At 67.5% G+C, this 26353-nt stretch carries 18 protein-coding genes; 9 read left to right on the top strand and 9 right to left on the bottom strand.

Features of this window, described 5'->3' with window-relative positions:
* The first annotated feature begins 51 nt into the window (after positions 1-51).
* The 8 genes from MF610_RS08945 (at position 52) to MF610_RS08980 (ending at position 8578) form a co-directional block, all read left to right on the top strand.
* Positions 52-726 carry a DUF4129 domain-containing protein gene (locus MF610_RS08945; protein WP_242195065.1) on the top strand — a complete coding sequence of 225 codons (675 nt, stop codon included), beginning with the start codon at positions 52-54 and terminating at the stop codon, positions 724-726.
* Positions 723-1937, top strand: coding sequence for a hypothetical protein (locus MF610_RS08950; RefSeq protein ID WP_242195069.1), 1215 nt, complete (start codon positions 723-725; stop codon positions 1935-1937). The genes MF610_RS08945 and MF610_RS08950 overlap by 4 nt, the downstream gene beginning before the upstream one ends.
* On the top strand, positions 1934-2890 hold the full coding sequence (locus MF610_RS08955) for an AAA family ATPase (RefSeq protein ID WP_242195072.1): 957 nt from the start codon (positions 1934-1936) through the stop codon (positions 2888-2890). The genes MF610_RS08950 and MF610_RS08955 overlap by 4 nt, the downstream gene beginning before the upstream one ends.
* Positions 2887-4116 (top strand): DUF58 domain-containing protein, encoded by a 1230-nt coding sequence (locus MF610_RS08960; protein ID WP_242195075.1) that lies wholly within the window; start codon positions 2887-2889, stop codon positions 4114-4116. Before MF610_RS08955 ends, MF610_RS08960 begins: the two co-directional genes overlap by 4 nt.
* Entirely contained in the window at positions 4113-5105 is a 993-nt protein-coding gene (locus MF610_RS08965; protein ID WP_242195078.1) for a stage II sporulation protein M, read from the top strand. The genes MF610_RS08960 and MF610_RS08965 overlap by 4 nt, the downstream gene beginning before the upstream one ends.
* Positions 5092-5997: an RDD family protein gene (locus MF610_RS08970; protein WP_242195081.1), complete on the top strand. Its 906-nt coding sequence runs from the start codon at positions 5092-5094 to the stop codon at positions 5995-5997. The genes MF610_RS08965 and MF610_RS08970 overlap by 14 nt, the downstream gene beginning before the upstream one ends.
* Positions 5998-6041: 44 nt before the next feature.
* Entirely contained in the window at positions 6042-7808 is a 1767-nt protein-coding gene (locus MF610_RS08975; RefSeq protein ID WP_242195084.1) for a sensor domain-containing diguanylate cyclase, read from the top strand.
* Positions 7809-7909: 101 nt separating this feature from the next.
* Positions 7910-8578 carry a hypothetical protein gene (locus MF610_RS08980; protein ID WP_242195086.1) on the top strand — a complete coding sequence of 223 codons (669 nt, stop codon included), beginning with the start codon at positions 7910-7912 and terminating at the stop codon, positions 8576-8578.
* Positions 8579-8686: 108 nt separating this feature from the next.
* On the opposite strand, the gene MF610_RS08985 is transcribed toward MF610_RS08980, so the two are convergent.
* From MF610_RS08985 to MF610_RS09015, 7 genes are all read right to left on the bottom strand, one after another.
* Positions 8687-9529, bottom strand: coding sequence for an HpcH/HpaI aldolase/citrate lyase family protein (locus tag MF610_RS08985; protein WP_242195089.1), 843 nt, complete (start codon positions 9527-9529; stop codon positions 8687-8689).
* On the bottom strand, positions 9526-9975 hold the full coding sequence (locus tag MF610_RS08990; protein WP_242195091.1) for a MaoC family dehydratase: 450 nt from the start codon (positions 9973-9975) through the stop codon (positions 9526-9528). Before MF610_RS08990 ends, MF610_RS08985 begins: the two co-directional genes overlap by 4 nt.
* Positions 9972-11831, bottom strand: a complete 1860-nt coding sequence (locus MF610_RS08995; protein ID WP_242195093.1) for an acetyl/propionyl/methylcrotonyl-CoA carboxylase subunit alpha — start codon at positions 11829-11831, stop codon at positions 9972-9974. Before MF610_RS08995 ends, MF610_RS08990 begins: the two co-directional genes overlap by 4 nt.
* A gap of 121 nt (positions 11832-11952) precedes the next feature.
* A complete protein-coding gene (locus tag MF610_RS19155) occupies positions 11953-12864 on the bottom strand; it encodes a DUF3088 domain-containing protein (protein WP_242195095.1) in 912 nt (303 codons plus the stop codon).
* 265 nt (positions 12865-13129) lie between these two features.
* Positions 13130-14725 carry a carboxyl transferase domain-containing protein gene (locus tag MF610_RS09005; protein WP_242195097.1) on the bottom strand — a complete coding sequence of 532 codons (1596 nt, stop codon included), beginning with the start codon at positions 14723-14725 and terminating at the stop codon, positions 13130-13132.
* Positions 14722-15882, bottom strand: a complete 1161-nt coding sequence (locus MF610_RS09010) for an acyl-CoA dehydrogenase family protein (RefSeq protein WP_242195099.1) — start codon at positions 15880-15882, stop codon at positions 14722-14724. The genes MF610_RS09005 and MF610_RS09010 overlap by 4 nt, the downstream gene beginning before the upstream one ends.
* A gap of 67 nt (positions 15883-15949) precedes the next feature.
* On the bottom strand, positions 15950-17143 hold the full coding sequence (locus MF610_RS09015) for an MBL fold metallo-hydrolase (RefSeq protein WP_242195341.1): 1194 nt from the start codon (positions 17141-17143) through the stop codon (positions 15950-15952).
* A gap of 98 nt (positions 17144-17241) precedes the next feature.
* Between MF610_RS09015 and clpB the strand changes: the two genes are divergently transcribed.
* The gene (clpB, locus tag MF610_RS09020; protein WP_242195101.1) at positions 17242-19818 is read left to right on the top strand and encodes an ATP-dependent chaperone ClpB; all 2577 of its coding nucleotides are present in this window, start codon (positions 17242-17244) and stop codon (positions 19816-19818) included.
* Positions 19819-19891: 73 nt separating this feature from the next.
* On the opposite strand, the gene MF610_RS09025 is transcribed toward clpB, so the two are convergent.
* Positions 19892-22843 carry a TonB-dependent receptor domain-containing protein gene (locus tag MF610_RS09025; protein ID WP_242195102.1) on the bottom strand — a complete coding sequence of 984 codons (2952 nt, stop codon included), beginning with the start codon at positions 22841-22843 and terminating at the stop codon, positions 19892-19894.
* 459 nt (positions 22844-23302) lie between these two features.
* Entirely contained in the window at positions 23303-26281 is a 2979-nt protein-coding gene (locus MF610_RS09030) for a TonB-dependent receptor domain-containing protein (protein WP_242195104.1), read from the bottom strand.
* Positions 26282-26353: the final 72 nt, after the last annotated feature.

Genomic DNA, 26353 nt, shown 5'->3' on the forward strand with positions numbered 1-26353 from the left:
GCGATTTGCTCCAAGCATCGCGACGCCAGCACGGCGACGGGGGAATGGTCGTTGGCGGGGGATCAGGTCGCGGAGAGCATGGGCCATGCCGCCGCGTCGGCGCCGCCGATCGATTCCGCAAAGGTCGATGCCGCGTGGAAGGCAATCCGCGCCGATGGATCGATCCAGTTCGACCTGCCCGAAAAGGCCGTACCGCCGCGCGACCCGCCGCCCGAATGGCTGGAACCGGCGCTGCGCGCGATCGGCAATTTCGTCGAATGGGTCGGTGGCGGCTGGCGCGTGATCCTGTGGGTCGTCGGCATCGCCATCGTCGTCGCATTGCTCTTCGCGGTCGTGCCGGGGTTGCGCGAATGGCTGGTCGAGAAGTTCGGGCGGCGGGCGGTCGAGGAGGCCCCGATATGGGTGCCGACCGAGACGCGCGCCCGTGCGCTGCTGGAGGATGCCGACGCGCTGGCCGGCGAGGGACGCTATGACGAGGCGGTCCATTTGCTGCTGTTCCGCAGCATCGACGATATCGTCGCGTGGCGCGGCGATGTGGTGCGCCCGGCCGATACCAGCCGCGACATCGCCCGCGCCGATGCGCTGCCCGAGAATGCGCGCGGCGTGTTCGCCGGGATCGTGGCGGCGGTCGAGCGCAGCCTGTTCGGCGGACGCGCGCTGGATGCGGGCGACTGGCAGCAGGCGCGCGCCGATTATGCCGGGTTCGCGTTGAAGGGTGCGCGATGAACCAGTCGTCGTCGCCCTTCGCCGTCCGTACGGTCGTGATCCTGGTGATCGGCGGCGCGCTGCTGCTGCTGGCATCGATCCTGATGTCGGGGTTCGGCGACGAGATCGCGCGGGTGGCGGGCGACGCCCCCGCCGCCGACCGCAAGGATGGCGCGGGTTATCATGCGTTCAAGCGGCTGGTCGATGCGGTGCAGCCGCCACGGAGCGCGCCCGGGGAACCGCAGGTCACGTCGGCGATCCTGATCCTGACCCCGACCGAGGCGACCCGTCCGGAGGATGTGAAGGCGATCGTCGACAAACGCATATCGCTCGCCGAAGTGGCGTCGGATGATGACGACGAGGATGCGGCGCCGCTGCGCTATCCGACCCTCATCATCCTGCCCAAATGGCAGGTCGAAAAGCTGCCGTTGCAGGACCGGGTGCAGCGCACCGGCGAGGTGAACGGGTACAAGGTGTCGCGGCTGATCCCGACCGAATCCGACCGCCATGTCGAGTACCGCAGCGATATCGGCATCGCGGCCGAGGAATATCCCGCGCTGCGGCCGTTCGCGCTGCCCGACCGGCCAGTGAGCGCGGTGCTGGGCAAGACGATCTATCCGCTGATCGGGGCGCGCGACGGGGCGGCGGTGCTGGGGCAGGTCGGCAGCAGCGATACGTTCGTGCTGGTCGACCCCGATCTGGTCAACAACCGCGCGCTGGCGGACGAGCGCAATGCGAAGGCAGCGCTCGCCATGCTGCGTGCGATCGATCCCGAAAATGACGGACGCGCGGTGTTCGACAAGTCGCTGCATTATGCGCGCGGCGACCGCAATCTCGTCAAGCTGCTGTTCCTGCCGCCGTTCCTGGGGGTCACGCTGGCGCTGATCGCCGCAGCCGTGCTGGCGGGGATCGCTGCGGCCGGTCGGTTCGGGCCGCCGATCGCCGAAAAGCGCGCGGTGGCGGCGGGCAAGCGCGCGCTGATCGACAATATCGTGGCGCTGACCCGGCTGGCGGGACGTACGCCGCAGGCGGGGCCGCACTATGCCGACACGATGCTGGAGGTCGTGTCGCGCCGGTTGCTGATCGGCGAGACGCCCTCAGCCGAACGGCTCGACCGGGTGCATCCCGGCTATTCCGATATCGACCGTCGCCTGCGCGATGCCCGCACCAAAAGCGAGGCATTGGCGGCGGCGAAAGACCTGACCGCATGGAAGAAGGAAACAGGCGCATGACGCTCGACGAGGTACGGTCGCTGGGATCGGCGATCGACCGGGAGATCGCAAAGGCGGTGGTGGGACAGGCGGGCGCCGTCCGGCTGCTGACCATCGCGCTGTTCTCGGCCGGTCACGTCCTGCTGGAAGGGCCGCCGGGCACCGCCAAGACGCTGCTGGCGCAGAGTTTCGCGCGCACGCTGGGCCTCGACTTCGGGCGCATCCAGTTCACGCCGGATTTGATGCCGGGCGATATCATCGGGTCCAACCTGTTCAATTTCCAGACGTCGCAATTCGCACTGACTCGCGGGCCGGTGTTCTGCGAACTGCTGCTGGCCGACGAGATCAACCGCACCCCGCCCAAGACGCAGGCGGCGCTGCTGGAGGCGATGCAGGAGCGCCGCATCACCATCGACGGGCGGACCGAGCATTTGTCCGACCGCTTCACCGTGGTCGCGACGCAGAACCCGATCGAGCAGCAGGGCGTATATCCGCTGCCCGAGGCGCAGCTCGACCGGTTCCTGTTCAAGATCGCGATCGGGTGGCCCGAGCTGGAAGCCGAGCGTGCGATCGTCGCGCAGTACGGCACGCGCACCGGCACCCCCGCCCCGCAGGATTCGGGCGTCGAACAGGTCGCCGACGCCGGCGCGATCGCCGCCGCGATCGATGCGGTGGGTCAGGTGCGACTGGTCGAGGAGGTCGTCGACTATATCGTCCGGCTGATCCGCGCGACGCGCGAGCATGGCGATCTGTCGTCGGGCGCCTCTCCGCGCGCCGCAACCGCGCTGGCGGCGGCGGCGCGGGCATGTGCCGCGCTCGACGGGCGCGACTATGTGCTGCCCGACGATGTGAAGACGCTGGCGCCCGCACTGCTGCGCCACCGGCTGATCCTGTCGCCCAGCGCCGAGATCGACGGGCGGCGGGTCGAGGATGTCGTCGCCAGCCTGATCGCATCGGTCGACGCGCCGCGATGATCGTGCCCACGCCCCGCGCGATCCAGCTGACCGCGCTCGCCGCGCCGGTCGGGCTGGCGCTGGGCGTCGTGGCGCCGGCGGCGTGGATCGCCGCGCCGATCTGGATTTTGGGGCTGGTGCTGTTGATCGTCGCCGATGCGCTGTTGGCGAAGAAGCCGGCGCTGGCGATGCCGACCCTGCCCGCGACGCTGAATATCGGCGAAGGCTTCACGCTGGGCAGCGACGATATCGCGGCCGAGTTCGATGGGCCGGTCGACCGCACCGCGCCGGGCAGGTTCCGCGCGATGCGGCGCGGCAAGGCGCAACTGCGGCGGCTCTGGGCGCGGCGTGCCGGGCCGATGGGGCTGGCGTGGCGGCAGGTAAGCGCCAAGTCCGATCGCGCGATTCCGGTCCTGCCCGATATCCGCCCGGTGCGCGATCAGGGGATGCGCCAGTATCTGAACAGCGTGTCGGCGGGCAATCGCCTGCGCCGCGACCATGGCGACGGGCAGGATTTCCAGGTGCTGACCGAGTTCCAGCCGGGCATGGAGCGCCGCGCGATCGACTGGAAGGCATCGGCGCGCCACGCATCGCTGCTGGCACGCGAATTCCACACCGAACGCGACAACATGATCGTGTTCGCGGTCGATGCCGGTCGGGCGATGACTGATCCGGTCGGCGACGTGCCGCGGATCGACCGGGCGGTGTCGTCCGCGCTGCTCGCCGCGTTCGTGGCGCTGAAGTCGGGCGACCGGGTGCGGCTCTATTCGTTCGCGGCACGCCCGCAGGTCGACAGCGGCAGCATCACGGGCGGCACGCGCGGCTTCGCCCGGCTGCACCACGCCGCCGCCGACATCGATTACGGCGTGGAGGAGAGCAACTATACGCTCGGCCTCGTCACGCTCGACCAGAAGCTCGACCGGCGGGCGCTGATCGTGCTGTTCACCGAATTCACAGACACGACCAGCGCCGAATTGATGCTGGCGGCGGCGCAGCGGATGCTGAAGCGCCACCGCGTATTGTTCGTGCTGTTCCGCGATACCGAGCTGGAGGGGCTGCGGGACCATGCGCCGCAAAGCGCCGACGATCTGGTGCGCGCGAACGTCGCGCAACTGCTGCTGCGCGACCGGGCGATCGTCATCGAACGGCTGCGGCGGATGGGCATCGACGTGATCGAGGCGACGGCGGACGCGATGCCGCTGGCACTGGTCGAACGCTATGTGAACCACCGGGAGCGCGGCCGATGACCGTCACCTTTGCCACGCGCCATTTCCGCGCCGAGCGCGAGGCCGACTGGGCGCGGCTGGAGGAGCTGCTCGGCAAGCTGGAGGCGAAGTCGCCCCGCCGGTTGTCCGACGAGGATCTGGTCGACCTGCCCCGCCTGTACCGCGCCACGCTGTCGTCGCTGTCGATCGCGCGGGCGACGTCGCTCGACGCATCGCTGGTCGGGTATCTGGAGGCGCTGTCGACCCGCGCCTATTTCGCGCTCTATTCGGCGCGCGAACCGTGGTTGCGGCAGGTGAAGGCGTTCTTCACGACATTGTGGCCGCGATCGGTGCGGGCGATCGCCCCCGAACTGCTGCTCGCCACCGCGCTGCTGATCCTGAGCGCGGTTGCGTCCTATCACCTCGTCCGTACCGATCCGGCATGGTATTCGGCGATGATCTCGCCTGAAATGGCGAGCGGGCGCGACATGAACGCCAGCGCGGCGACGCTGCGGGAATCGATCTATGGCGAACCGAACGAGAGCGGACTGGAAATCTTCGCGACATTCCTGTTCACGCATAACTCGCAGGTGTCGATCATGGCGTTCGCGCTCGGCTTCCTGTTCGGTATCCCCACGATCATCCTCGCGGTGCAGAACGGTGCGCTTGCGGGTGCGATGTTCGCCGCGTTCGTGCCGCATGGCCTCGGCTGGGGGTTTTTCGCGTGGCTGATGATCCACGGCACGACCGAGATCGGCGCGATCGCCATCGCCACCGCCGCGGGGATGCATATCGGGCGCGCGGTCGCCTTTCCGGGAGAACGCACGCGGATGGCGGCGGCGGCCGATGCGGGGACGCGCGGCGCGATCGTGATGATCGGCGTCATCCTGATGCTGCTGATCGCCGGACTCCTCGAAGGGTTCGCGCGCCAGTTGGTGACCGACGACAGCGCGCGGCTGGCGATCGGCGGGACGATGCTGGCGCTGTGGACGCTCTATTTCACCTTCGGGGGCCGTCGTGGCGCGGCGTGAGCGCAAGGCCCGCAAGCCGCGGGCACCCCGCACGCTCGACCGGCAACTGGTCACGCCCGAGGGTGTGCCGCTGAACCTGCGGCTGGGGTCGGCGGGGGCGCGGGCCAGCGCGTTCCTGATCGATGCGATCATCATGCTGGCGGTGCTGATCGGGGCGTCGCTGCTGATCCTTGCGCTGGTGAGCGGCGGCCCGAGCGGCGCGTCGTCGCTCTACGCGGTCGTGTGGCTGCTCGGCTTCTTCCTGCTGCGCAATTTCTATTTCGTCCTGTTCGAGGCGGGGCGGCGCGCGGCGACGCCGGGCAAGCGGCTGATGAAGCTCAGGGTCGTGTCGCGCAGCGGCGCGCGGCTGACCGGCGCGGCGGTGATGGCGCGCAACCTGATGCGTGAGATCGAGGTGTTCCTGCCGCTGTTCTTCCTCCTCTTCGCCTTTGCCGAGGGGATGGCGACCGCGTGGACCGCGACGCTGGCGCTGGGATGGGCGCTGATCCTGCTGTTCCTGCCCGTCTTCAACCGCGACCGGTTGCGCGCGGGCGACCTGATCGCAGGGACATGGGTGGTGGAGCGCGAGGTGCGCAAGCTGGGCGAGGACCTGCTGATCCAGACCGCGCATGAAAAGGACATGGCGCGGATCGCGCCGTTCACGGCGGCCGAACTGGACGCCTATGGCGCGTTCGAGCTGCAACGGCTGGAAGACGTGCTGCGGCGGAACGACCGGTCCGACCTGTTCGCCGTGTCCACCGCGATCCGCCGCAAGCTGGGCCGGACCGACGAGGGCGCAGACCTGGCGTTTCTCGAAGCCTATTACGCAGCGCTGCGCCACCATCTTGAACGAAAATTGCTGTTCGGGCAGCGAAAGCGCGACAAATACGACCAAATTAGCGCCAATTCGTAATTGGTTACACTTGGCATTAACGTCGGCCGGTACATGACGTCGGCATGGCGACGTGGATCAGCAGGCAACGGATCGGGCTCTTTACCGCCCTGATCTATTTTCTGCTGGCCGGGTTCGCGATGGCGATGAACCGGCATGGCGGGCTGTTGACCATGTCGCCCGCCACGCCGTTCCTGCTGGCGATGCTGATCGGACGGTCGCGGCGGCAATGGGGGCCGATCCTGATCGGGGCGACGATCGGCAGCGTCGCGGCGTCGAGCATATTCGGTTTCGGCGCGATCTTCGCACTGCCGATGGCCGCCGCCCGGGTCGGTGAGGTCGGGGTCGCGGCATGGCTGTTCAACCGGCTGCGCGTGCGGCGCGGGTTTCTGGCCTCGCTGGAGCGGGTCGGGCGGTTCGTCGCCGCCGTCGGGATCGCCGGGCCGGCCCTGGGCGCTACGATCGCGGCAACGACGGTCGCCATCGGATACGACCTGCCGTTCGAACAGCAATGGCGACTATGGTTCGTCGGGCATAGCCTGAGCATGATTTCGCTCACCCCGGTCATCTCGCTGATCCTGTCGGGTGCGATCCGGCGATGGTGGCGCGATGCGCCGCATCCGTTGCGGCTGGAGGGGGTGTTGCTGATCGGTGCGACGACCGTCGTCGCGGTCGGGGTGTTCGGACAGGACCATGTGCCGCTGCTGTTCCTGCCGATCCTGCCAGTCATGCTGACGACGTTCCGGCTGGGGCTGATCGGTGCGGGCGCGTCGTCGGTCGTGCTGGCGCTGGTCGGCGGCTATGCGACGCTGCACGACATGGGACCGGGCAATTTCCTGGGCAGCGGGATCCAGACGCGGATGGAGTTCCTGCAACTCTATCTGGCGTGCACCGTGCTGACCGCCTTTCCGGTCGCGGCCGATCTCAGCCGGCGGCAGGCGCTGTACCGGCGGCTGGGGGAGAGCGAGGCGCGCTATCGTCTGCTTGCCGATCATTCGACCGATATCGTCTTGAGCGTCGATATCGATGGGCGCATTCGGTATGTGTCGCCGTCGTTCGAGCAGATCACCGGGACCGATCCGGCCGGGCTGACGGGACAAATGGTGTTCGACCTGGTCGACCGCGTCGACCGGATGGTGGTGATGACCGCGCATCGCGACGCGATCGCCGACCCGCGCGGCACGCAGATCGTCGAATATCGCGCCCGGGTGCATGGCGGGGCGCAGCGCTGGTTCGAAACGCATACCCGTGCGGTGCTGGATGGCGACGGCATGGTCGGCGGCACGGTGTCGATGATCCGCGACGTGTCGCACCGCAAGTCGCGCGAGGCCGAATTGTCGCGCGCGGCTTCGACCGACCCGCTGACGGGCCTCGCCAACCGACGGGTGTTCGATGCGGCCTTGGCGGCGCGGATCGCAGCCGGCGGGCACGCCATCGCGGGCTGTGTCGCGGTGTTCGACATCGACCATTTCAAGACGGTCAACGACCGGTTCGGCCATGATACCGGCGACAAGGTGTTGCAGGCGTTCGCCCGCATGGCGCGCGGAGTGATGCGCGAGGGCGACGTCGTCGCGCGGCTGGGCGGCGAGGAATTCGGCATCCTGTTCCCCGATACCGGCATCGAACAGGCGCATAGCCTGTGCGAGCGGCTGCGCACGACGCTGGCCGCGACCAAGCTGCGCCACGGCCCGTCGATCGTCGAGTTGACAGTCAGCGCCGGGATCGCCGCGATCGACGGCAATGACAGTGCGACGGCGGTGCTGCGCGCGGCCGACCGCGCACTCTATGCCGCCAAGGCCGAAGGGCGCGACCGGTTGCGCCGCGCCGCCTGACGACCGCCCCGATCCGGCACGGGTCGATCGACACGCAGGGTCGACGCCGGTGCGATCGCTGCTAGGATCGCCGGTCGAAGCGGACACAGGGGAGAAGCCGGTTGCGCGACACATGGTATCGCGATCCACGCCTGGGACTGGCGGCGGGCGCCGTCGCCGCGCTGGTCGTCGGGATCGCTGCGGGATCGGCCGGGCAACCGGGATGGCGGGTAGTGCTGCTGGCGCTGGCCGGGTTCGCGCTGGTGGCGTGGGGCTGGTTCGCGATTCAGGGGATCGGCTGGCTGTGGCAGCGGCCCGACCGGGGCGAGGTGCTGCGCGCGCTGACGCTGCAGCGTAGCCAGCACGGCTTCAACCATGCCGCATGGGCACGGTTCGACCGCGATGCGGCGATGCTGCGGATGCTGCTGGCCGAACGCGCGCTGCTGCCGATCGAGGCGGAACTGGTGCGGCACGCGATGGCGGTCGAGCGGTTCGATGCGGTCGCGGCGACGCTGCCCGATTTCTCGCAGGCGGCGGCGCATTGGTACGATATCGCGTCGCAGGGCCATGCCGGCCTGCCGCCCGCGACGCCGGTACCGACCAGCGCCGCGCTCGACGAAGCGGCGCAGCAACTGCCGGCGACGACGCTGTCGGAGGAGGACCGGCGCGCGGCGCTGCACTATCTGGCGGTGCGCAAGCGGCTGGCGGCGGATCGGGCGGCGGTGGAGCGCGAGCGGACTGCGGCGCTCAGGAAACTGGCGGCGCCGCCGCCTGCGCCGCCGGTGGAGTGAGCCATAGCATCGTCACCCCAGCGCAGGCTGGGGTCTCCTGCGGCCAGGAGCGCCGCGTCGTAACGGGGAGATCTCAGCCTGCGCTGGGATGACGTTTGTGGCGGGCGCTCAGGAAGCCAACGCTAGTATCCGTCGCGCCTGTTTCAGGTGGGGCGCGTCGACCATGCGGCCGTCGACCTGTAGCGCGCCGGCGCCGGGGTTCGCGGCAAAGGCGTCGACGATCGCCTGTGCCCGCGCGATCGCCTGCGCATCGGGGGTGAAGGCGGCGTTGATCGTCGCAACCTGTGCCGGGTGCAGCGCCATCATGCCGGTGAAGCCGTCGCGTGCGGCGCGTGCGGCATAGGCGGCGAGGCCGGCTTCGTCGCGGATCGCGGGATAGACGGTGTCGATCGCCGCGACCCCGGCGGCGTGTGCGCCGAACAGGGTGAGCGAGCGGGTCAGTTCATAGGGTGCGGTGTAGCGGCCATCATCCTCGCGCGAGGTGGCGGCGCCGATCGCGGCGGGCAAGTCCTCCGCGCCCCACGTCAGCCCGGCGAGGCGGTGGGTGACCGCGCCATAGCTGCCGAGATGGAAGATCGCCGCGGGGGTTTCGGTCGCGATCGGCAGCAGGGGGATATCGGCAAGGCCGTGCGGGCCGAGCAGCGCGTCGAGCGTGGCGATCGTCGCGGCACCCTCCGCCTTCGGGACCATGATCGCGTCCGGGCGGGTGCCGGTGAGTGCCGCGAGGTCGGCGGCGGCGAGCGGGCCGTCGACCGGGTTGATCCGGACGATGCGCGGCAGCGACGCCCCCTCCCCGAGCCACGCGCGCACCGCGGCACGCGCGGTGTCCTTGGCGGAGGCGGCGACGGCGTCCTCGAGGTCGAGGATCAGCGCATCGGCGCCGCTCGCGGCAGCCTTGGCGAAACGATCGGGGCGGTCGCCGGGGACGAACAGCAGCGAGCGGAGCTTCATGCGCGGCGCTTCAGCAGGGCGGTGCGCAGGCAGCGGCAGACGACCTCGCCACGCTGGTTGTGCAGTTCGTGGGTGAAGGTGACGATCCCGGCATCGGGGCGCGAGCGGCTGTCCTTCAAGGCGGTGATCTCGGTCGTGGCGCGCAGGGTATCGCCGAGGAAGACGGGTTTGGGCATGACCAGCTGGTCGTAGCCGAGGTTCGCGACGAGCGTGCCGAGCGTCGTCTCGCCGACCGACAGCCCGACCATCAGCGCGAAGGTGAACGTGCCGTTGACGAGGATCTGGCCGAACTCCGACGCCTTCGCCGCCTCGGCATCGATGTGCAGCGGCTGCGGGTTGTGGGTCATCGCCGAGAACAGCAGGTTGTCGGTCTCGGTCACGGTGCGGCGGATCGGGTGGTCGATCCGGTCGCCGACCTGCCAATCGTCGTAGAAGCGTCCGGTCATGCGGCGTCCTTTTCGATGCGGGCGAGGACGACGCCTTCGGCGACCTGCGCCCCGGTTGCGGCGGACAGGTCGGCGACGATGCCGTCGAACGGGCTGAGCAACGCCTGTTCCATCTTCATCGCCTCCAGCACCACCAGCCGCTGGCCGGCGGAGACGCGGTCGCCCGCCGCGACCTCGACCGCGACGATGCGGCCGGGCATCGGCGAGAGGATCGCGCCGTCGCCCGCCGAAGCACCCCCGCCCTGCCCCGCGACCGGCGCGGCGAAGGGGAAGGCTTCGCCGTCGGCGAACAGGACGCGCTCGGCGCCGACCTGCGCGGTCGTGCCGGCCGTGGCGGGGGTGGCGAGCCGGGTGCCGCCGCCGATCGATACCGCCACGCGGTCGTCGAGCGCGGCGTTCAGGCGGAAGCCGGGGAGCGCGCGCCACGGGTCGGTCGGGTCGCGCTGGACCAAAGCCGCTGCGGCGGCTCCGGCGACGGCATCCGACGCGCTGCCATCGGGGACCAGCCGGTCGGCGTGGCGTTCGATGAAGCCGGTGTCGATCCGCTCGGCCACGAAGTCGGGATCGGCGGCGCAGCGGGCGAGGAAGGCGGCGTTGGTGCGCACCGGCCAGACCTGTACCGACGCGGCGGCGCGGGTGAGCTTCGCGGCGGCGGCGGCGCGGTTGGGGGCGTGGACGATCAGCTTGGCGATCATCGGATCGTAATGCGGGGTGACGGCATCGCCCTGTTCCACCCCGGCATCGACGCGGATGTCGGTGGGGAGCTTCAGATGCGTCAGCGGGCCGGTGGAAGGCAGGAAGCCGGTCGCCGGGTTCTCGGCATAGAGCCGCGCTTCCATCGCCCAGCCGGTGATCGACAGCTCGTCCTGCCGCTTTGGCAAGGGCTCGCCCGAGGCGACGCGCAGCTGCCATTCGACGAGGTCGGTGCCGGTGATCGCCTCGGTGACGGGGTGTTCGACCTGCAACCGGGTGTTCATTTCCATGAACCAGATGCGGTCGGCGCGCAGGCCGGCGGAGGCGTCGGCGATGAATTCGATCGTGCCCGCCCCGACATAATCGACCGCGCGGGCGGCGCGGACGGCGGCGTCGCAGACCGAGGCGCGGGTCTCCGCATCCATGCCGGGAGCCGGGGCCTCCTCGATCACCTTCTGGTGGCGGCGTTGCAGCGAGCAGTCGCGCTCGAACAGGTGGACGGCGCCGCCATGGGCGTCGCCGAACACCTGCACCTCGATATGGCGCGGCGAGAGGATGTATTTCTCGATCAGGACGCGGTCGTCGCCGAACGACGCGGCGGCTTCGCGGCGGCAGCTGTCTAGGGCGTCGGCGAAGGCGTGCGCGTCGTCGACGCGGCGCATGCCCTTGCCCCCGCCGCCGGCCACGGCCTTGATGAGGACCGGATAGCCGATGGCATCGGCCTCGGCGCGAAGGCGTTCGGGCGACTGGTCCTCGCCGAGATAGCCGGGGGTGACGGGTACGCCGGCGGCGATCATCCGCGCCTTGGCGGCGTCCTTCAGCCCCATCGCGCGGATCGCGGATGCGGGTGCGCCGACCCAGACGAGGCCGGCAGCGACGACGGCGTCGGCGAACTCGGCATTTTCGGACAGGAAGCCATAGCCGGGATGGATCGCCGCGGCGTTGGTAGCGCGGGCGGCGGCGAGAATCTTGGCTTGATCGAGATAGCTCTCACGCGCCGGGGCGGGGCCGATGCAGACCGCCTCGTCGGCTTCGGCGACGAACGGCAGGCCGGCATCGACATCGCTATGGACGGCGATGGTCCGCACCCCCAGCCGGCGGGCGGTGCGGAGGATGCGGCGCGCGATCTCGCCGCGGTTGGCGATCAGCAGCGATTCGATCATCGCGCCGCCCCAAAGTTCACGAAGTTCACACTCGTGCGCAGTTCGGCGCCTGCGTGCCCCGGGGCGCTGGCGGGAACCTCCGAACGACGGTCTGACACGGACCGGGGGCTGTAGGAAAGGGTCATGGATGGGCCTCCGGAAAGCCGTGGCGGATATGGAGCGCGTGTAGCAACGCTTTCAGATCGCTGACGAAATAGGTGCCGTCGTGCCGACCGTCCGCCAGCGCCGGGTCGGCGCCGGGCGCGAGGACCAGCAGCGGCAGGTTCTGGTGCGCCTCCCCCACCGCCGCGATAACGGCGTCGCGCGGGCGGGGATAGGGGATGCGGACGACCTCCAGCATCGATGCCTTGTCGGGAAAGCGCGCGAGCAGGCCGTCGAGGGTGATGCAGTCGCGACAATAGAAGCTGCGGCCGGGATAGGCCGGGTCGTCGAACTGCGGGTCGAGCAGGTAGAGGCGGTCGCGCATGGGCTGTTCCGTAAGAGTCGGATCGCGGTCGGGATCGGTCGCGAGGGGGTGTGAGGTCGGGGTCGGACGGTCGGGATCGATGCGGCCGCCGAGCATCGCTGCGGCGGCGAGCGCGAGGTCGCGTGCGCTGACGTCGGCCGGGGTGGTGGGTAGCGGTTGCAGCGGGTCGGCAATGGCGGCGCGGGCGGCGGCCGGGTCGGCGGCGATGGTGGCGGCGAGGCGCTGGGCGATCGCTTCCGACAGGGTGGCGGTCGCGGCGGGGGTGCCGGCGGGTGCGCCGTCCGGTGCCGGCCCCGCGGGAGGACGGGCAGCGATCTGCGCCTCGACCTCCGCCGTCACGCGGGCGACGGTGGCGATGAAGCTGGACAGCGCCACGCCCGGCGGCAGGCTGGCGATGGCGCGAGTGACCATCGCCACGATCGCGTCATAGGCGACGGTGTCGATGCCGAGCGCTGTGTTGGGGGTGGGTGTCGCGGGCGCGGGTGGCGCTGCGGTCTTGCCCGGAGTGAGCGCGGGGTCCTGCGGGCCGGGTGGGCGGATCGGGGGGAGACCGGAGATGGTGGTCACCTGCCGTACCCTTTCCGAACATCCTCGTACCCCGGCGAAGGCCGGGGTCCAGTTGCGGAGGAGGTGCGGTTATACGGCGGCGTTGCCCAACTCGGCCCCGGCCTTCGCCGGAGTACGTCCAAGGCGTGGGGCGACCCGCTGCCCCATGCCTCCACGTACCCCCGCGCAGGCGGGGGTCCAGGGTTGCCAGCAACCAACGTCAGCCTGCTTGGCTCTGGATCTCCGCCTGCGCGGGGATACGGTAGGGCGCGCGGGAACAGCGCCATCACATCCGGAAGATACCGAACTGCGCCCGGTCGGCGATCGGCGCGTTGAGCGTCGCCGACAGCGCCAGCCCCAGCGCATCCCGGGTCTGTTCTGGCAGCAGGATGCCGTCGTCCCACAGCCGGGCGGTGGCGTAATAGGGGCTGCCTTCCGCCTCATAGCGTTCGCGGACCGGGGCCTTGAACGCCTCGGCCTCCTCCGGCGTCCAGCTGTCGGCGTCGCGGTGGACGGTTGCCAGCACACTGGCCGCCTGTTCGCCGCCCATTACCGAGATACGGCTGTTGGGCCAGGTGAACAGGAAGCGCGGGGAATAGGCGCGGCCGCACATGCCGTAATTGCCCGCGCCGAAGCTGCCGCCGATCAGCACGGTGATCTTGGGCACCTGTGCGGTGGCGACGGCGGTCACCAGCTTGGCACCGTGCTTGGCGATCCCCTCGGCCTCATATTTGCCGCCGACCATGAAGCCGGAAATGTTCTGGAGGAACAGCAACGGCGTGCGGCGCTGGCAGGCGAGTTCGATGAAATGCGCGCCCTTCTGCGCGCTTTCGGAGAACAGCACGCCGTTATTGGCAAGGATCGCGACCGGCATGCCCCAGATGCGGGCAAAGCCGCACACCAGCGTCGTGCCGTAGAGCGGCTTGAACTCGTGGAATTCGGACGCGTCGACCAGTCGCCCGATCACCTCGCGCACGTCATACGGTGCGCGGACGTCGGTGGGGACGATACCGGCGAGGTCGGCGGGATCGTGGAGTGGCGGGCGCGGAGCGGCCAGCGCCATTTCGGCACGGCGCGGCGGGGGCAGAGTCGCGACGATGTCGCGGACGATCAGCAGCGCCTGTTCGTCGTCGTCCGCCACATGATCGACCACGCCCGATTTGCGGCCATGGGTGTCGGCCCCGCCCAGTTCCTCTGCGCTGATAACTTCACCCGTCGCCGCTTTCACGAGGGGCGGGCCGGCGAGGAAAATCGTCCCCTGCCCGCGCACGATCACCGTCTCGTCCGACATCGCCGGCACATACGCACCGCCGGCGGTACAGCTGCCCAGCACGCAGGCGATCTGGGGGATGCCCTTGGCCGACATCTGCGCCTGGTTGAAGAAGATGCGGCCGAAATGGTCGCGATCGGGGAACACCTCCGCCTGATGCGGCAGGTTCGCGCCGCCGCTGTCGACCAGATAGATGCACGGCAGATGATTTTCGGTCGCGATCTCCTGCGCGCGGAGATGCTTCTTGACCGTCATCGGGAAGTACGCGCCGCCCTTTACCGTCGGATCGTTGGCGACGATCATCACCTGCCGGCCGTGGACTTGGCCCACGCCGGCGATGACACCCGCCGCTGGCGCCTCGTCGCCATACATGCCGTTGGCGGCCAACGCGCCGACCTCGAGAAACGGCGATCCGGCGTCGAGGACGCGGTGGATGCGATCGCGGGGCAGCAGTTTCCCACGCGACACATGGCGTTCGCGGCTGCGCTCGGGACCGCCCAGCGCGGTGGTGGCGATCCGGGCGCGCAGATCGTCGGCCAGCGCGGCATTGTGCGCGGCATTGGCGGCGAAAGCGTCCGAGTGGCGGTCGATCAGCGTCGGCAGCACCGTCATTGTGCGCGCGTCCCCTCGCCCAGCAATTCGCGGCCGATCAGCATCCGGCGAACTTCGTTGGTCCCGGCACCGATGTCGAGCAGCTTCGCGTCGCGGAAATAGCGTTCGACCGGCCAGTCCTTCGTATAGCCCGCCCCGCCCAGCGCCTGGATCGCGTCGTTGGCGACCTTCACCGCATTCTCCGACGCCAGCAGGATCGCGCCCGCCGCATCGTGGCGGGTGGTTCGGCCGGCGTCGCATGCCTTCGCCACCGCATAGACGTAGGCGCGCGCGCTGTTCAGCGCGACCGACATGTCGGCGATCTTGCCCTGCATCAGCTGGAACGCGCCGATCGGCTTGCCGAATTGCTTGCGCTCGGCGACGAAGGGCAGGACGGTGTCGAGGCAGGCCTGCATGATGCCGAGCTGGATGCCCGACAGCACGACGCGTTCGTAATCGAGGCCGCTCATCAGCACGCCGACACCGCCGTTGAGCGGCCCCATGACGTTCTCCGCGGTCACGAAACAGTCGTCGAACACCAGCTCGGCGGTGGGCGATCCGCGCATCCCCATCTTGTCGATCTTCTGCCCGATCGAGAAGCCGGCAAAGTCTTTCTCGATCAGGAAGGCGGTGATCCCCTTCGACCCGGCAGTCGGCTCGGTCTTGGCATAGACGACCAGCGTCGCGGCATAGGGCGCGTTGGTGATCCAGAACTTCGTGCCGTTCAGGCGATAGCCGCCCTCGACCTTGTCGGCACGCAGCTTCATCGAGACGACGTCGGACCCGGCGCCGGCCTCCGACATGGCGAGCGATCCGACATGCTCGCCGCTGATGAGCTTGGGCAGGTATTTCGCCTTCTGCTCGGCATTGCCCCAGCGCGCGATCTGGTTGATGCACAGGTTGGAGTGGGCACCGTAGGACAGGCCGACCGAGGCCGAAGCGCGGGCGACTTCCTCGCACGCGACGACGTGTTCGAGATAGCCTAGCCCCAACCCGCCATCTTCCTCCTTGACGGTGATGCCGTGCAGGCCGAGCGCGCCCATTTCGGGCCACAGCTCGACCGGGAAGCGATCCTCGGCATCGACCGCGGCGGCGATCGGCGCGATGCGGTCGACCGCGAAGCGCTGCGTGGTCTCGCGGATGGCATCGGCCATCTCGCCGAGCGCGAAATCGAGCATGTCTCTCTCCATCTGTCCGGTCGCTGCCGGATAGTATCTGTTGGAACCATTAGGCCGGGGTGGCCGGTCAGCGCAAGGCGTTGCCCTCCGCCGTGTCGAGGCAACGCAGGATCGCGTCACGGTCGAACGCGGGTGGCGGCGGGGTGGTCAGCGGAGCGATATCGACCGGGCGGCCGATCGCGACCGCGCCGAAGCGCCGGTCCCCCTGCCCCGCACAGCGTTTCGCGGCGGTGAGCAACTTGGGCGGGGTGGCCCAGCCTTCGTAGGACAGGCGGAACGTGCCCCAATGGATTGCCATCCCCTGCGATGCGCCCAGCCGCTGGAACACGTCGAGCGCATCGACCGGGCCGATATGCGCGTCGCTGGCCATCTGCCCCGGCTGAAAGCGGAATGCGCCGATGGGGATCAGCGCGAGGCGGATCGGGCCGAGTGCGGCGGCTTCGCGCACCCATGCCCCGTCGCCCATGCCGGTGTCGCCGGCGAAGAACAGGTTGCCGCCGGGCAGTTCGACGACGAACGCCGACCAGAGTGCGCGGTTGCGGTCGACGAACCAGCGGCTCGACCAGTGATGGTTGCGCACGACATGGACGGTGGCGCCGCAGACCCGCTCCGCCTGTCGCCAGTCGAGCGCGGTCGCGGTCATGCCGGCGCTGCGCAGGATGGCGTCGTTGCCGAGGCTGGTGACGATGGCGGGGCGGTCGCGATCCCAGATGCGTTTCAGCGTCGACAGGTCGAGATGGTCGTAATGATTATGGCTGATGAGGATCAGGTCGATCTTTGGCAGGTCGGCCAGCGCGATGCCGGGGGCAGCTACCCGTTTCGGGCCGAAGCCGAACGGACCGGCGCGGTCGCTCCACACCGGATCGGTCAGGATGTTGAGGCCCGGCGTCTGTACCAGCACGCTGGCATGGCCGACCCAGGTGACACGCATCGGCGTCTGCGCGGGGTCGCGTGGCCGAAGGGTTGTCGGGCCAAGCAGTTCGGCGGGCTTGGCGGGCGTTACCGGTATTTGGGTCGGCCATGCCGGACGGCCGTCGCTGCCGGTCGCCTGTCGCCAGAAGAAGCCGCGGCGGCTGCCGCCGGGCGGGGCGCTGGTATCGTCGCCATCGGGGTTGAAGAAGCGCGCGCCGTCGAAATGGTCGCCCGCGACCCCGCGATAATAGAGGCGGTCGAGGAAACGCGGGACGATCGTCACCGCGAGGCACGATGCTGCCACAACCCACACGCCGGTCCAGACCAGCCCTCGAAACATCCACCCCATCACGCCCGAACGCGTTCCGCGACGTTTCGATGCGCGGGGACCCTTGTGTTGCCCATTTACCACACCATATCACCGGCAACATCACAGGGGAGCATCCCATGAACCTAGAAAAATTCACCGACCGCGCGAAGGGTTTCCTGCAAGCCGCGCAGACGGTGGCGATCCGCAACAACCATCAGCGGATCAGCCCCGAACATATCCTGAAGGCCCTGCTCGACGACGATCAGGGGATGGCATCCGGCCTGATCAACGCCGCCGGAGGCGATGCGCGCCGGGCCAATGCCGAAACCGATGCCGCACTGGCGAAAGTGCCGTCGGTGTCGGGCTCGGGCGCACAGTCCTCACCGGGCCTCGACAACGATACCGTGCGGCTGCTCGATCAGGCGGAGCAGATCGCGACCAAGGCGGGCGACAGCTTCGTCACCGTCGAGCGGATGCTGCTGGCGCTGACGATGGCGCCGGGCGCGGCGGGCAAGGCGCTGACCACCGCCGGCGTGACGCCGCAGGGGCTGAACGCCGCGATCGACAAGCTGCGCGGCGGGCGTACGGCGGACACGGCGGGGGCGGAGGATCGGTACGACGCGCTCAAGAAATTCGCCCGCGACCTGACGGCGGCGGCGCGCGACGGCAAGCTCGATCCGGTGATCGGCCGCGACGAGGAGATCCGCCGCACGATCCAGATCCTTGCCCGGCGCACCAAGAACAATCCGGTGCTGATCGGCGAACCCGGCGTCGGCAAGACCGCGATCGCCGAAGGCCTCGCGCTGCGCATCGCCAATGGCGACGTGCCCGAGGGGTTGAAGGATCGCGCGCTGATGTCGCTCGACATGGGCTCGCTGATCGCCGGCGCGAAATATCGCGGCGAGTTCGAGGAGCGCTTGAAGGGCGTGCTCGACGAGGTGAAGGGCGCCGACGGGCAGATCATCCTGTTCATCGACGAGATGCATACGCTGATCGGCGCGGGCAAATCCGAAGGGGCGATGGACGCCGGCAATCTGCTCAAGCCTGCCCTGGCGCGGGGCGAGTTGCACTGCATCGGCGCGACCACGCTCGACGAATATCGCAAGCATGTCGAAAAGGACCCCGCGCTCCAGCGGCGGTTCCAACCGGTATTCGTCGGCGAACCGACCGTCGAGGACACGATCTCGATCCTTCGCGGGCTGAAAGAGAAGTACGAGCTGCACCATGGCGTGCGGATCACCGATGGCGCGCTGGTGTCGGCGGCGACCTTGTCGAACCGCTACATCACCGACCGCTTCCTGCCCGACAAGGCGATCGACCTGATGGACGAGGCCGCTAGCCGCATCCGCATGGAGGTGGAGAGCAAGCCCGAGGAGATCGAGAGCCTCGACCGTCGCATCCTGCGCATGAAGATCGAGCGCGAGGCGCTGCGCCGCGAGAGCGATGCCGCCAGCCTCGACCGGCTCGATACGCTGGAGGAGGAACTGGCCAATGCCGAGCAGGTGCTGGCCGGCCTTACCACCCGCTGGCAGGCCGAGCGAGACAAGATCGCGTCCGAAGCGAAGCTCAAGGAGCAGATCGACGCCGCGCGGATGGCGCTGGAACAGGCGCAGCGGTCGGGCGATCTCGCCAAGATGTCCGAGCTGACCTATGGCACCATCCCGACGCTGGAGAAGCAGCTGGCCGAGGCGCAGGGCGCGTCGACCGGCGCGATGTTGCGCGAGGAAGTGACCGCCGACGATATCGCGTCGATCGTCAGCCGCTGGACCGGCATCCCGGTCGACCGGATGCTGGAGGGTGAGCGCGAGAAGCTGCTGACGATGGAAGCGGCGCTCGGCAAGCGGGTGATCGGTCAGGCGGAGGCGGTGCGCGCCGTCGCCACCGCGGTGCGCCGTTCGCGTGCGGGGCTGCAGGACCCGAACCGGCCGCTGGGCAGCTTCCTGTTCCTTGGGCCGACGGGCGTCGGCAAGACCGAGCTGACCAAGTCGCTGGCCGAGTTCCTGTTCGACGATCCGAACGCGATGGTGCGGATCGACATGAGCGAGTTCATGGAAAAGCACGCGGTCGCGCGGCTGATCGGCGCGCCTCCCGGCTATGTCGGCTATGAGGAAGGCGGCGTGCTGACCGAAGCGGTGCGGCGCCGGCCCTATCAGGTCGTACTGTTCGACGAGGTGGAGAAGGCGCATGGCGATGTGTTCAACATCCTGTTGCAGGTGCTCGACGACGGGCGGCTGACCGACGGACAGGGGCGCACGGTCGATTTCTCGAACACGATCATCATCCTGACGTCGAACCTCGGCTCGCAATACCTCACCAACCTCGCCGACGGACAGCCGGTCGAGGAGGTCGAGCCGCAGGTGATGGACGTGGTGCGGGCGCATTTCCGGCCGGAGTTCCTCAACCGGCTGGACGAGATCATCCTGTTCCACCGGCTGGCCGCCGATCACATGGCGCCGATCGTCGATATCCAGGTTGGTCGCGTCGGGCGATTGCTGGCGGATCGCAAGGTGAAGGTCGAGATGACCGACGCCGCGCGGGCGTGGCTGGGGCGGGTCGGATACGATCCGGTGTACGGCGCGCGGCCGTTGAAGCGCGCGGTGCAGCGGTACCTGCAGGACCCGCTCGCCGACCTGATCCTGCGCGGGGAGGTCCGCGACGGATCGACGGTGCGGGTCGATGAGGGCGACGGGCGGCTGGAGTTGAGCGTCGGGTAATCGCTTCTTACAACAACGAAACGGGGCGGGTTCGTGAGAACCCGCCCTGCCTCTGTTTAAGCGTACACTGCAATTAGAAGCGCAGGCGCGCACCCGTGTAGAAACGACGACCGAACACGTCATAGACGCCCGCAGCGGTGTCCGTGCCGGTCACGTTGTTCGGCGACCCCGACAGAATGTTCGGAGCGCGCGTGTCGAGCAGGTTGTCGGCACCAACATAGAACTCGAACGCGCGACCGGAGCGGATCGTCAGCTGCGAGTCGAGATAGAAGCGCGACGGAACCGACACGTCGAACCGACCAACATCATAGCCCGCCAGCGACAGATCGTCCTCGTACGACTTGCCGATGAATGTTCCGGTGAAGTTCAGGCGGAAGTCGTCGTTTGAGAGGAACGCCGACGCCGTGAACCGGTCCTTCGCCCCACCGATTTCTCCAGCGAAGTTGTCGCGGGCAGCACCGGGCAACGGAATCTGATAGCCACGGAACACATGGGTGTAGCTGGCACGCGCGCCGATGGTACCACCGCCGACGAAGCTGACCGGAGCGTTCCAGCTCAGGACCGTGTCAATGCCGTCCGTGAGCAATGCGCCACCATTGATCCCGGGCGCGTTGATGAACTCGATCGAGCCGGCGCTTTCGTTCGCCGTTGCCGTCGGACGACGCGTGATCAGCGCACACGACGCCGCATTGCCCTGCTCGTAACACTGGCTGAGCGTGAAAGCGCGAGGAGCGGCCGTAATGGTGTTGTCGATCTTGATATTGAAATAATCGACCGACAGGGTGAGACGCGAGAACAGGCCACCGGCGCCGAATTCACCCGCCGTCAGCACGGCACCTGCCGTGAACGACTTCGAATCTTCTTCACGTAGGTTCGGATTGCCGCTGTTGAAGCCGCTGATGCCCTGCGTGTCGAGCTGTGTCGCCACGAAGCGGCCGTTGGCGGCAATATTGGCCGCAACACCCGGGGCTGCACGACAATTGGCCGCCAGCGCACCCGCCGTCGTCGCCGTCACGCCAATGCACGGATCGATGATGCCAGGGGGGAAGGTCTGTGCCGGCCCCTGGAACAGCTCGCCGATGTTCGGCGCACGCACCGAGCGGGCGTAGGTGCTACGCAGACGCAGACCATTAAACGGAGCCCAGTCACCGCCGACGTTCCAAGTGTAAATCGTTCCGACCGTCGAATAGTCAGAAATACGACCAGCAGCGCGCAGGCTCAGTTGCTGGAACAGCGTCGTGTCGGCAAGCAGCGGAACGTTGACTTCGCCGTACACTTCCTTGACGTCAAACGCGCCGAACGTGTCGGGCAGAGCGTTGCCCGCGTTCAGGCCGGCATTTGTCAGCGCGTCGTTGTTCTCGTTGCTGCTTTCGCGACGATATTCGGCACCGACGGCGACGCCCAAGCCACCCGCAGGAAGATCGACTAGCGTACCCGACAAGTTAGCCTGCACCTGCTGCTGCGTAATGCGGGTTTGCAGCGTCTGGTCAGCCGCGATGTAACGGACGGCCGCAGGGGAAATGCTTCCGGCGCCATAGATGTTGATCGGCACGCAGCCTTGCGCCCGCGCGTTCGCGTCGGCGCAGACGATTGCTCCGGTCGAGTCCCTGACCGCACTGAGCGCGTTGCGGAAGTTCAGGACGTTGACCTGGCCGTTCGACTGCTGCGTTTCGCTCGTGCGACCGAAGTTGTAGCTGACGTCCCAGCGGAAGTCATTGAAGACCTTGCCTTCGAGGCCGACCACGAAGCGGTAGAAGTCGCGGGTGGTGCTGCCGCTACGGGGTCCGAACTCGCTGATGCGGCGCGCGAACTGGATGTCGCGGATCCCATCGCCATTGGTGTCAGTTGCCGCATTGAAGATTGCGTCCGGCACGAACGGGTTGCGAACCAGCACACCGTTCACGTTGGTCTGAAGTGGAACCGCGCCGCCAACGCCCGGGAAGATGCCGTTGGAACCGTTCGACGCAAGCGGGAAAGCCTCGATCTGACGCGAGGCGCGGGTGCTGTTGTACGTGCCTTCGGTGATCAGTCGGACGTTATCGGTGAGGTCGTAACGGCCGCGCGCCGCGAACAGATAGCGCTCGACTGGCACCGCGATCGTACGGAAGTTCTGACGATTGAAGCCGTTGACCGCCGACGCGAACCCTTCCTGCAGCACACCCGACGGGCTGTAAGTAAAGTTGCGGCCACCGGCAGTGAACCGCCCCTGCGGCGCAAAGCCCGACAGCGCCGGCTGGAACGGAGTGCCGAAGTCCTTCGGATCGCCGGTCACGCCCCAAAAGGTGTCGATGTCGTCGACCTGGGTGTTCCGCCGCTCGCGCGATAGCAACTGACCTTCGTTCGAATAACCGAAGTGGATCATCATGTTGCCGCGGTCGTCGGCGAAATTGCCGCCAGCGGTAATATTCGCCTGATAGTTCGGTGAGTCACCGCGCTGGGTGATGCCATACTGGGCGTTGGCTTCGACGCCCTCGAAGTTGTCCTTATAGATGATGTTCACGACGCCGGCGACGGCGTCCGAACCGTACAGCGACGACGAACCGCCAGTCAGCGTGTCGATTTGCTGGATGAATGCCTGCGGAACGATGTTGAGGTCGACCGTCGCCGAACCTGGAACGCCCGACACGACACGGCGGCCGTTGATCAATACCAGGGTACGGGCGGTGCCGAGGTTACGCAGGTCAACCGATGCGACGCCCGTGCCCGACGTCAGAAACGCGGTGTTTGTCCGCGACAAGGTCGGCGCGCCAAACGCGGGATTCTCGAGCAACAGTTCCTGGATGTTGGTGAGGCCCGAATCGGTAATCTGTTCGACGGTCGTCGACTGGATCGGCGCAACCGACGTGATGTTCGGCGACGCAATGCGCGAGCCGGTGACGACGATGACCTGGCCCTCTTCGGCCGGTTCATCAGTCGCCGCACTGGTCGGGTCCTGTGGACCCCCAGCGACCTGGGCCAGCGCAGGCGTCGCCACTCCCATGAGCAGTGTGGATGCGAGCAAGGCGGTACGGACGGTTTGCTTCATGGTTGCCCCTGTTATTCGGACACGCTGCAATATCAGCGTAGCATCGCATGAATAACGGTCAGAAAACTTCGTTAGCAACCATACCAACGCCGGGTTGGCCAAAAACGAAACGTTCGTGATATTTTAGTTACAGTAGTTATCGCATTAGATTAATGCCGATTTATTACAAGATATTGCTGAATACATTCGTAATATATCAATCAGATCATAATGTTATTATCGGACTATAGAAGTATCATTGTATTTTAACGGCATGACTTAGCATTGAAAACGCCTTATAATTGCGTCTGTTAGGACGAAATTTCGCCGATGGATGGCTGCCGTGCCGCCGACCGTGCAGCTTTGTCGCGACACCTCGTACGACCATCGCCTGTTCCGCGATTGTTGCCTGGACGCAGACAAAAAAGGGCCGCTTCCCGGTTGGGAAGCGGCCCGCAAAGGCTTGCGCTGGTAGTGCGACTAGAAGCCGAATTTCGCACCGGCGCGGAAGCTGCGGCCGAAGATGCCGTTGCCGCCCTGCACCGGGTTGTAGAGGTGCGCGCCGTAGGTGACGACGTCGAGCGGCGGAAGCCGGTCGAAGATGTTCAACGCGTTGACGTAGAACGTGACCTTGTCGTTCACGTTGAAGCTGACGTTCATGTCGGCCGTGATGTAGCTCTTCACGCGGCAGTCGACATAGCCCGGGTTGAGCGAGCAGTCGCGATAGTCGCCGCCCTGGTCCTGCGCCGACAGGTCGTAGCCCGAGACATAGTTGACGGTACCGGTCACGTCGACGCGGTCGAACGAGAAGGTGTTCGACCAGTTGCCGCGCCACTTGAACGTGCCGTTGCCCGCCGTCAGGTTGAAGTTGCCGAGCGTGTCGACATAGGTTTCCTTCGTGCCGTCCGGGAAGGTCGTGCTGAGTTCGAGCAGCAGGCTGGCATTCGCCGCGGTCCGCCACTGGAAGCCGCCGAAGTCGACGCGCCCGGTCAGACCGAAATCGAGACCTTCCGAGAAGATCGTGTCCGAGTTGATCAGCTGCGATTCGACGAAGCCGATGCGCGGGCGACCGTTGGGCAAGTTGACGTCCGGGGCGTCCGGAATGACGTTGAACCCGGCCGGGATCGGCTGACCTGCATAATAGGCGGCGATCGCGGCGGCGTTCGACGGCGAGGTGATCGCGCCGGTCTTCTTGATGTTGAAGTAATCGACCGTGAACGTGAAGTTCGAGATCGGCGTGAACTGGATGCCCGCAGTGAAGCTGCGCGACTTTTCCGGCTGCAGGTTCGGCGAGGCGAGCGTGGTCGACCCGATCGAATAGGCGGTCAGATAGGTCGGGCAGGCGGTTGCCGCCGTCGCATTGTCGGCGCAGGCCGCGCCGTACTGCGCACGGAAGCTGGCCGGCACGTTGGTGATCGACTGGCTGACATAGCCCGTCGTCGGCAGCGCGTTGGCTTCCGCGAAGCTCGGGATACGGAAACCGCGCGACCAGGTACCGCGGATCGTCAGCTGGCGGAACGGCTTGAACCGGGCGCCTGCCTTCGGCGAGAAGTTGCTCTGACCGCTCGAGTAATGGTCGTAACGACCCGACAGGTTGACGTCGAGCATGTCGAAGATCGGCGCCTGGATTTCACCGAAGGCCGAGCTGACGGTACGATTGCCCTCGGTACCGAACGCATTGATCGTGAAGTAACGCTGCGACGGACCGTTGGTGTCCGGGTTGGCGCTGGGCGCGTCGACCGCTTCGTAGAAGATCGACCCGCCAACGCCGAGCTGCAGCGGACCGCCGGGCAGTTCGAACAGCGACTTGGTGAAGGTCACCTGCGCCTGGTACAGGTCCGACGATGCGTCGGTGATGTTCACCGGCGTGACGTAATCGCGCACCGCCTGGCTGTTCTGGCTCGGGTTGACGAAGTTGTACGAACCGTCGGCGATGACGTTCAGCAGGTTCTGGATATAGACATAGCCATCCTGCGTACGACGCAGGTCGGTGTGCATCGCCGTCGCGTTGAAGTTGTAGTCGATATCGTCGAAGATCGTGCCCGACAGGCCGAACGCGGCACGATATACGCGGCTGCGCGTCTCGTTATACGTCAGTTCCTGGTTGCGGCCGAGGATCTGCGCGGTCTGGCCGGCGGCGGCGAACGGGTTGTTCGGGTTCAGACGGCCATTGGCCGCGGTGCAGTTCACGCGCGCGGCGCAAACAAAGACCGGCAGCGTCAGGATCGCCGAACCCGGCGCGAAGGTCGCCGCGCCCGACGAGGTCGAGAACTGCGGGAACAGGATGCCGGTCGGCGCATTGCCGCGGATCGTGCCGGTCGAGCCGTAATAGCTGGAACGGGTCTGCTGGAAGTTGACCGACAGGAACGCTTCCGACGAATCGCCGACCTTGGCGGTGACGCGTGCCGAGCCGCCGAAGCGCTCGATATCCGGCGTCACGTTGCCGTAGTTGTAGGTGAAATCTTCCTGGCAGACGTTGCTGGTCGGCAGCGTCGCGCTGGCAGCGAGGCTGGCGGCGCTGGGCGTGATCGACGGGCCGGCATAGCAGCCATTGGCGGCGTTCAGGATCTGGTAGCGACCGGTGGTGCCCGGACGGACGTAGAAGGTGCTGCCGACCGAAAAACCGGCGAGGTTGCCATTGGCGTCGAGGCCGTTGAACACGCCGTTCGGGCCGCCGATGCTGCGCTGGTCGTCGGTGGCGAAGATGCCGGGCAGGTCGCGGTTCTTCACGCCTTCGCTGCGGAAGTAGAAGCCGCTGATATAGGCGTTGTAGCCCTTTTCATCGAGATCGCCGGTGCCGGCGGTCAGCGTGATGCGCTGGTTCGCGGCAACGCCGTCTTCCGAAATACCGGCTTCGACGCGGCCCGACACGCCGTTGAACGCGCGCTTCGTGATGATGTTGACCACGCCCGCGATCGCGTCGGCGCCGTAGCTCGACGAAGCGCCGTCACGCAGCACTTCGACGCGGTCGACGATGTCGTCGGGGATGGTGTTCAGGTCGACGAAGTTACGCGAACCGTCGTCGGCGAGCGGGTAATAGGCGGCGCGCAGGCCGTCGAACAGCACCAGCGTCGAGCTGGTCGACAGGCCGCGCAGCGAGACCGCCGATGCACCGCCGGCGAACGCGCCGTTGGCGGTGAACGAGTTGGTCAGCGCCGGGCCGTTGTTCGACGACAGCAGCTGGATCGCGTCCTGCACCGTGTTGATGCCGCGCGCGTCGAGGTTTTCGGCGGTCAGCGTGGTGACCGGCGAGATGCCGCTGTCGGCGCCGCGCAGGATCGAACCGGTGACGACGATGTCCTGCGTCGTGTCGGCTTCCGGCGTCTGCGGCACAGGCGCGGTGGCGCCCGCGGGAGCGACGTCCTGGGCAAATGCCGGGACCGCAAGCAGGCCGGCAGCGGCGACCGCCGACAAGGCGGTGCCGTGGCGCAACGATGCGCGCATCATGGTGGAAATCATTCGTAGGAGCCCTTGTTTCGTGCCTTTTCAGGCTTTTGGCCTGTCCCCTCGCCCTCCCTGAAAGGCTCGGTT

The organism is Sphingomonas hankookensis (assembly GCF_022664465.1).
GTDB classification, from domain to species: Bacteria; Pseudomonadota; Alphaproteobacteria; order Sphingomonadales; family Sphingomonadaceae; genus Sphingomonas; species Sphingomonas hankookensis.

Bases quoted from the DNA above. Each gene is read 5' to 3' on its own strand.
- MF610_RS08950 (WP_242195069.1), top strand. From the start codon at position 723: ATGAACCAGTCGTCGTCGCCCTTCGCCGTCCGTACGGTCGTGATCCTG.
- MF610_RS08955 (WP_242195072.1), top strand. From the start codon at position 1,934: ATGACGCTCGACGAGGTACGGTCGCTGGGATCGGCGATCGACCGGGAG.
- MF610_RS08960 (WP_242195075.1), top strand. From the start codon at position 2,887: ATGATCGTGCCCACGCCCCGCGCGATCCAGCTGACCGCGCTCGCCGCG.
- MF610_RS08965 (WP_242195078.1), top strand. From the start codon at position 4,113: ATGACCGTCACCTTTGCCACGCGCCATTTCCGCGCCGAGCGCGAGGCC.
- MF610_RS08975 (WP_242195084.1), top strand. From the start codon at position 6,042: ATGGCGACGTGGATCAGCAGGCAACGGATCGGGCTCTTTACCGCCCTG.
- MF610_RS08985 (WP_242195089.1), bottom strand. From the start codon at position 9,529: ATGAAGCTCCGCTCGCTGCTGTTCGTCCCCGGCGACCGCCCCGATCGT.
- MF610_RS08990 (WP_242195091.1), bottom strand. From the start codon at position 9,975: ATGACCGGACGCTTCTACGACGATTGGCAGGTCGGCGACCGGATCGAC.
- MF610_RS08995 (WP_242195093.1), bottom strand. From the start codon at position 11,831: ATGATCGAATCGCTGCTGATCGCCAACCGCGGCGAGATCGCGCGCCGC.
- MF610_RS09005 (WP_242195097.1), bottom strand. From the start codon at position 14,725: ATGACGGTGCTGCCGACGCTGATCGACCGCCACTCGGACGCTTTCGCC.
- MF610_RS09010 (WP_242195099.1), bottom strand. From the start codon at position 15,882: ATGCTCGATTTCGCGCTCGGCGAGATGGCCGATGCCATCCGCGAGACC.
- MF610_RS09015 (WP_242195341.1), bottom strand. From the start codon at position 17,143: ATGGGGTGGATGTTTCGAGGGCTGGTCTGGACCGGCGTGTGGGTTGTG.
- clpB (WP_242195101.1), top strand. From the start codon at position 17,242: ATGAACCTAGAAAAATTCACCGACCGCGCGAAGGGTTTCCTGCAAGCC.
- MF610_RS09025 (WP_242195102.1), bottom strand. From the start codon at position 22,843: ATGAAGCAAACCGTCCGTACCGCCTTGCTCGCATCCACACTGCTCATG.
- MF610_RS09030 (WP_242195104.1), bottom strand. From the start codon at position 26,281: ATGATTTCCACCATGATGCGCGCATCGTTGCGCCACGGCACCGCCTTG.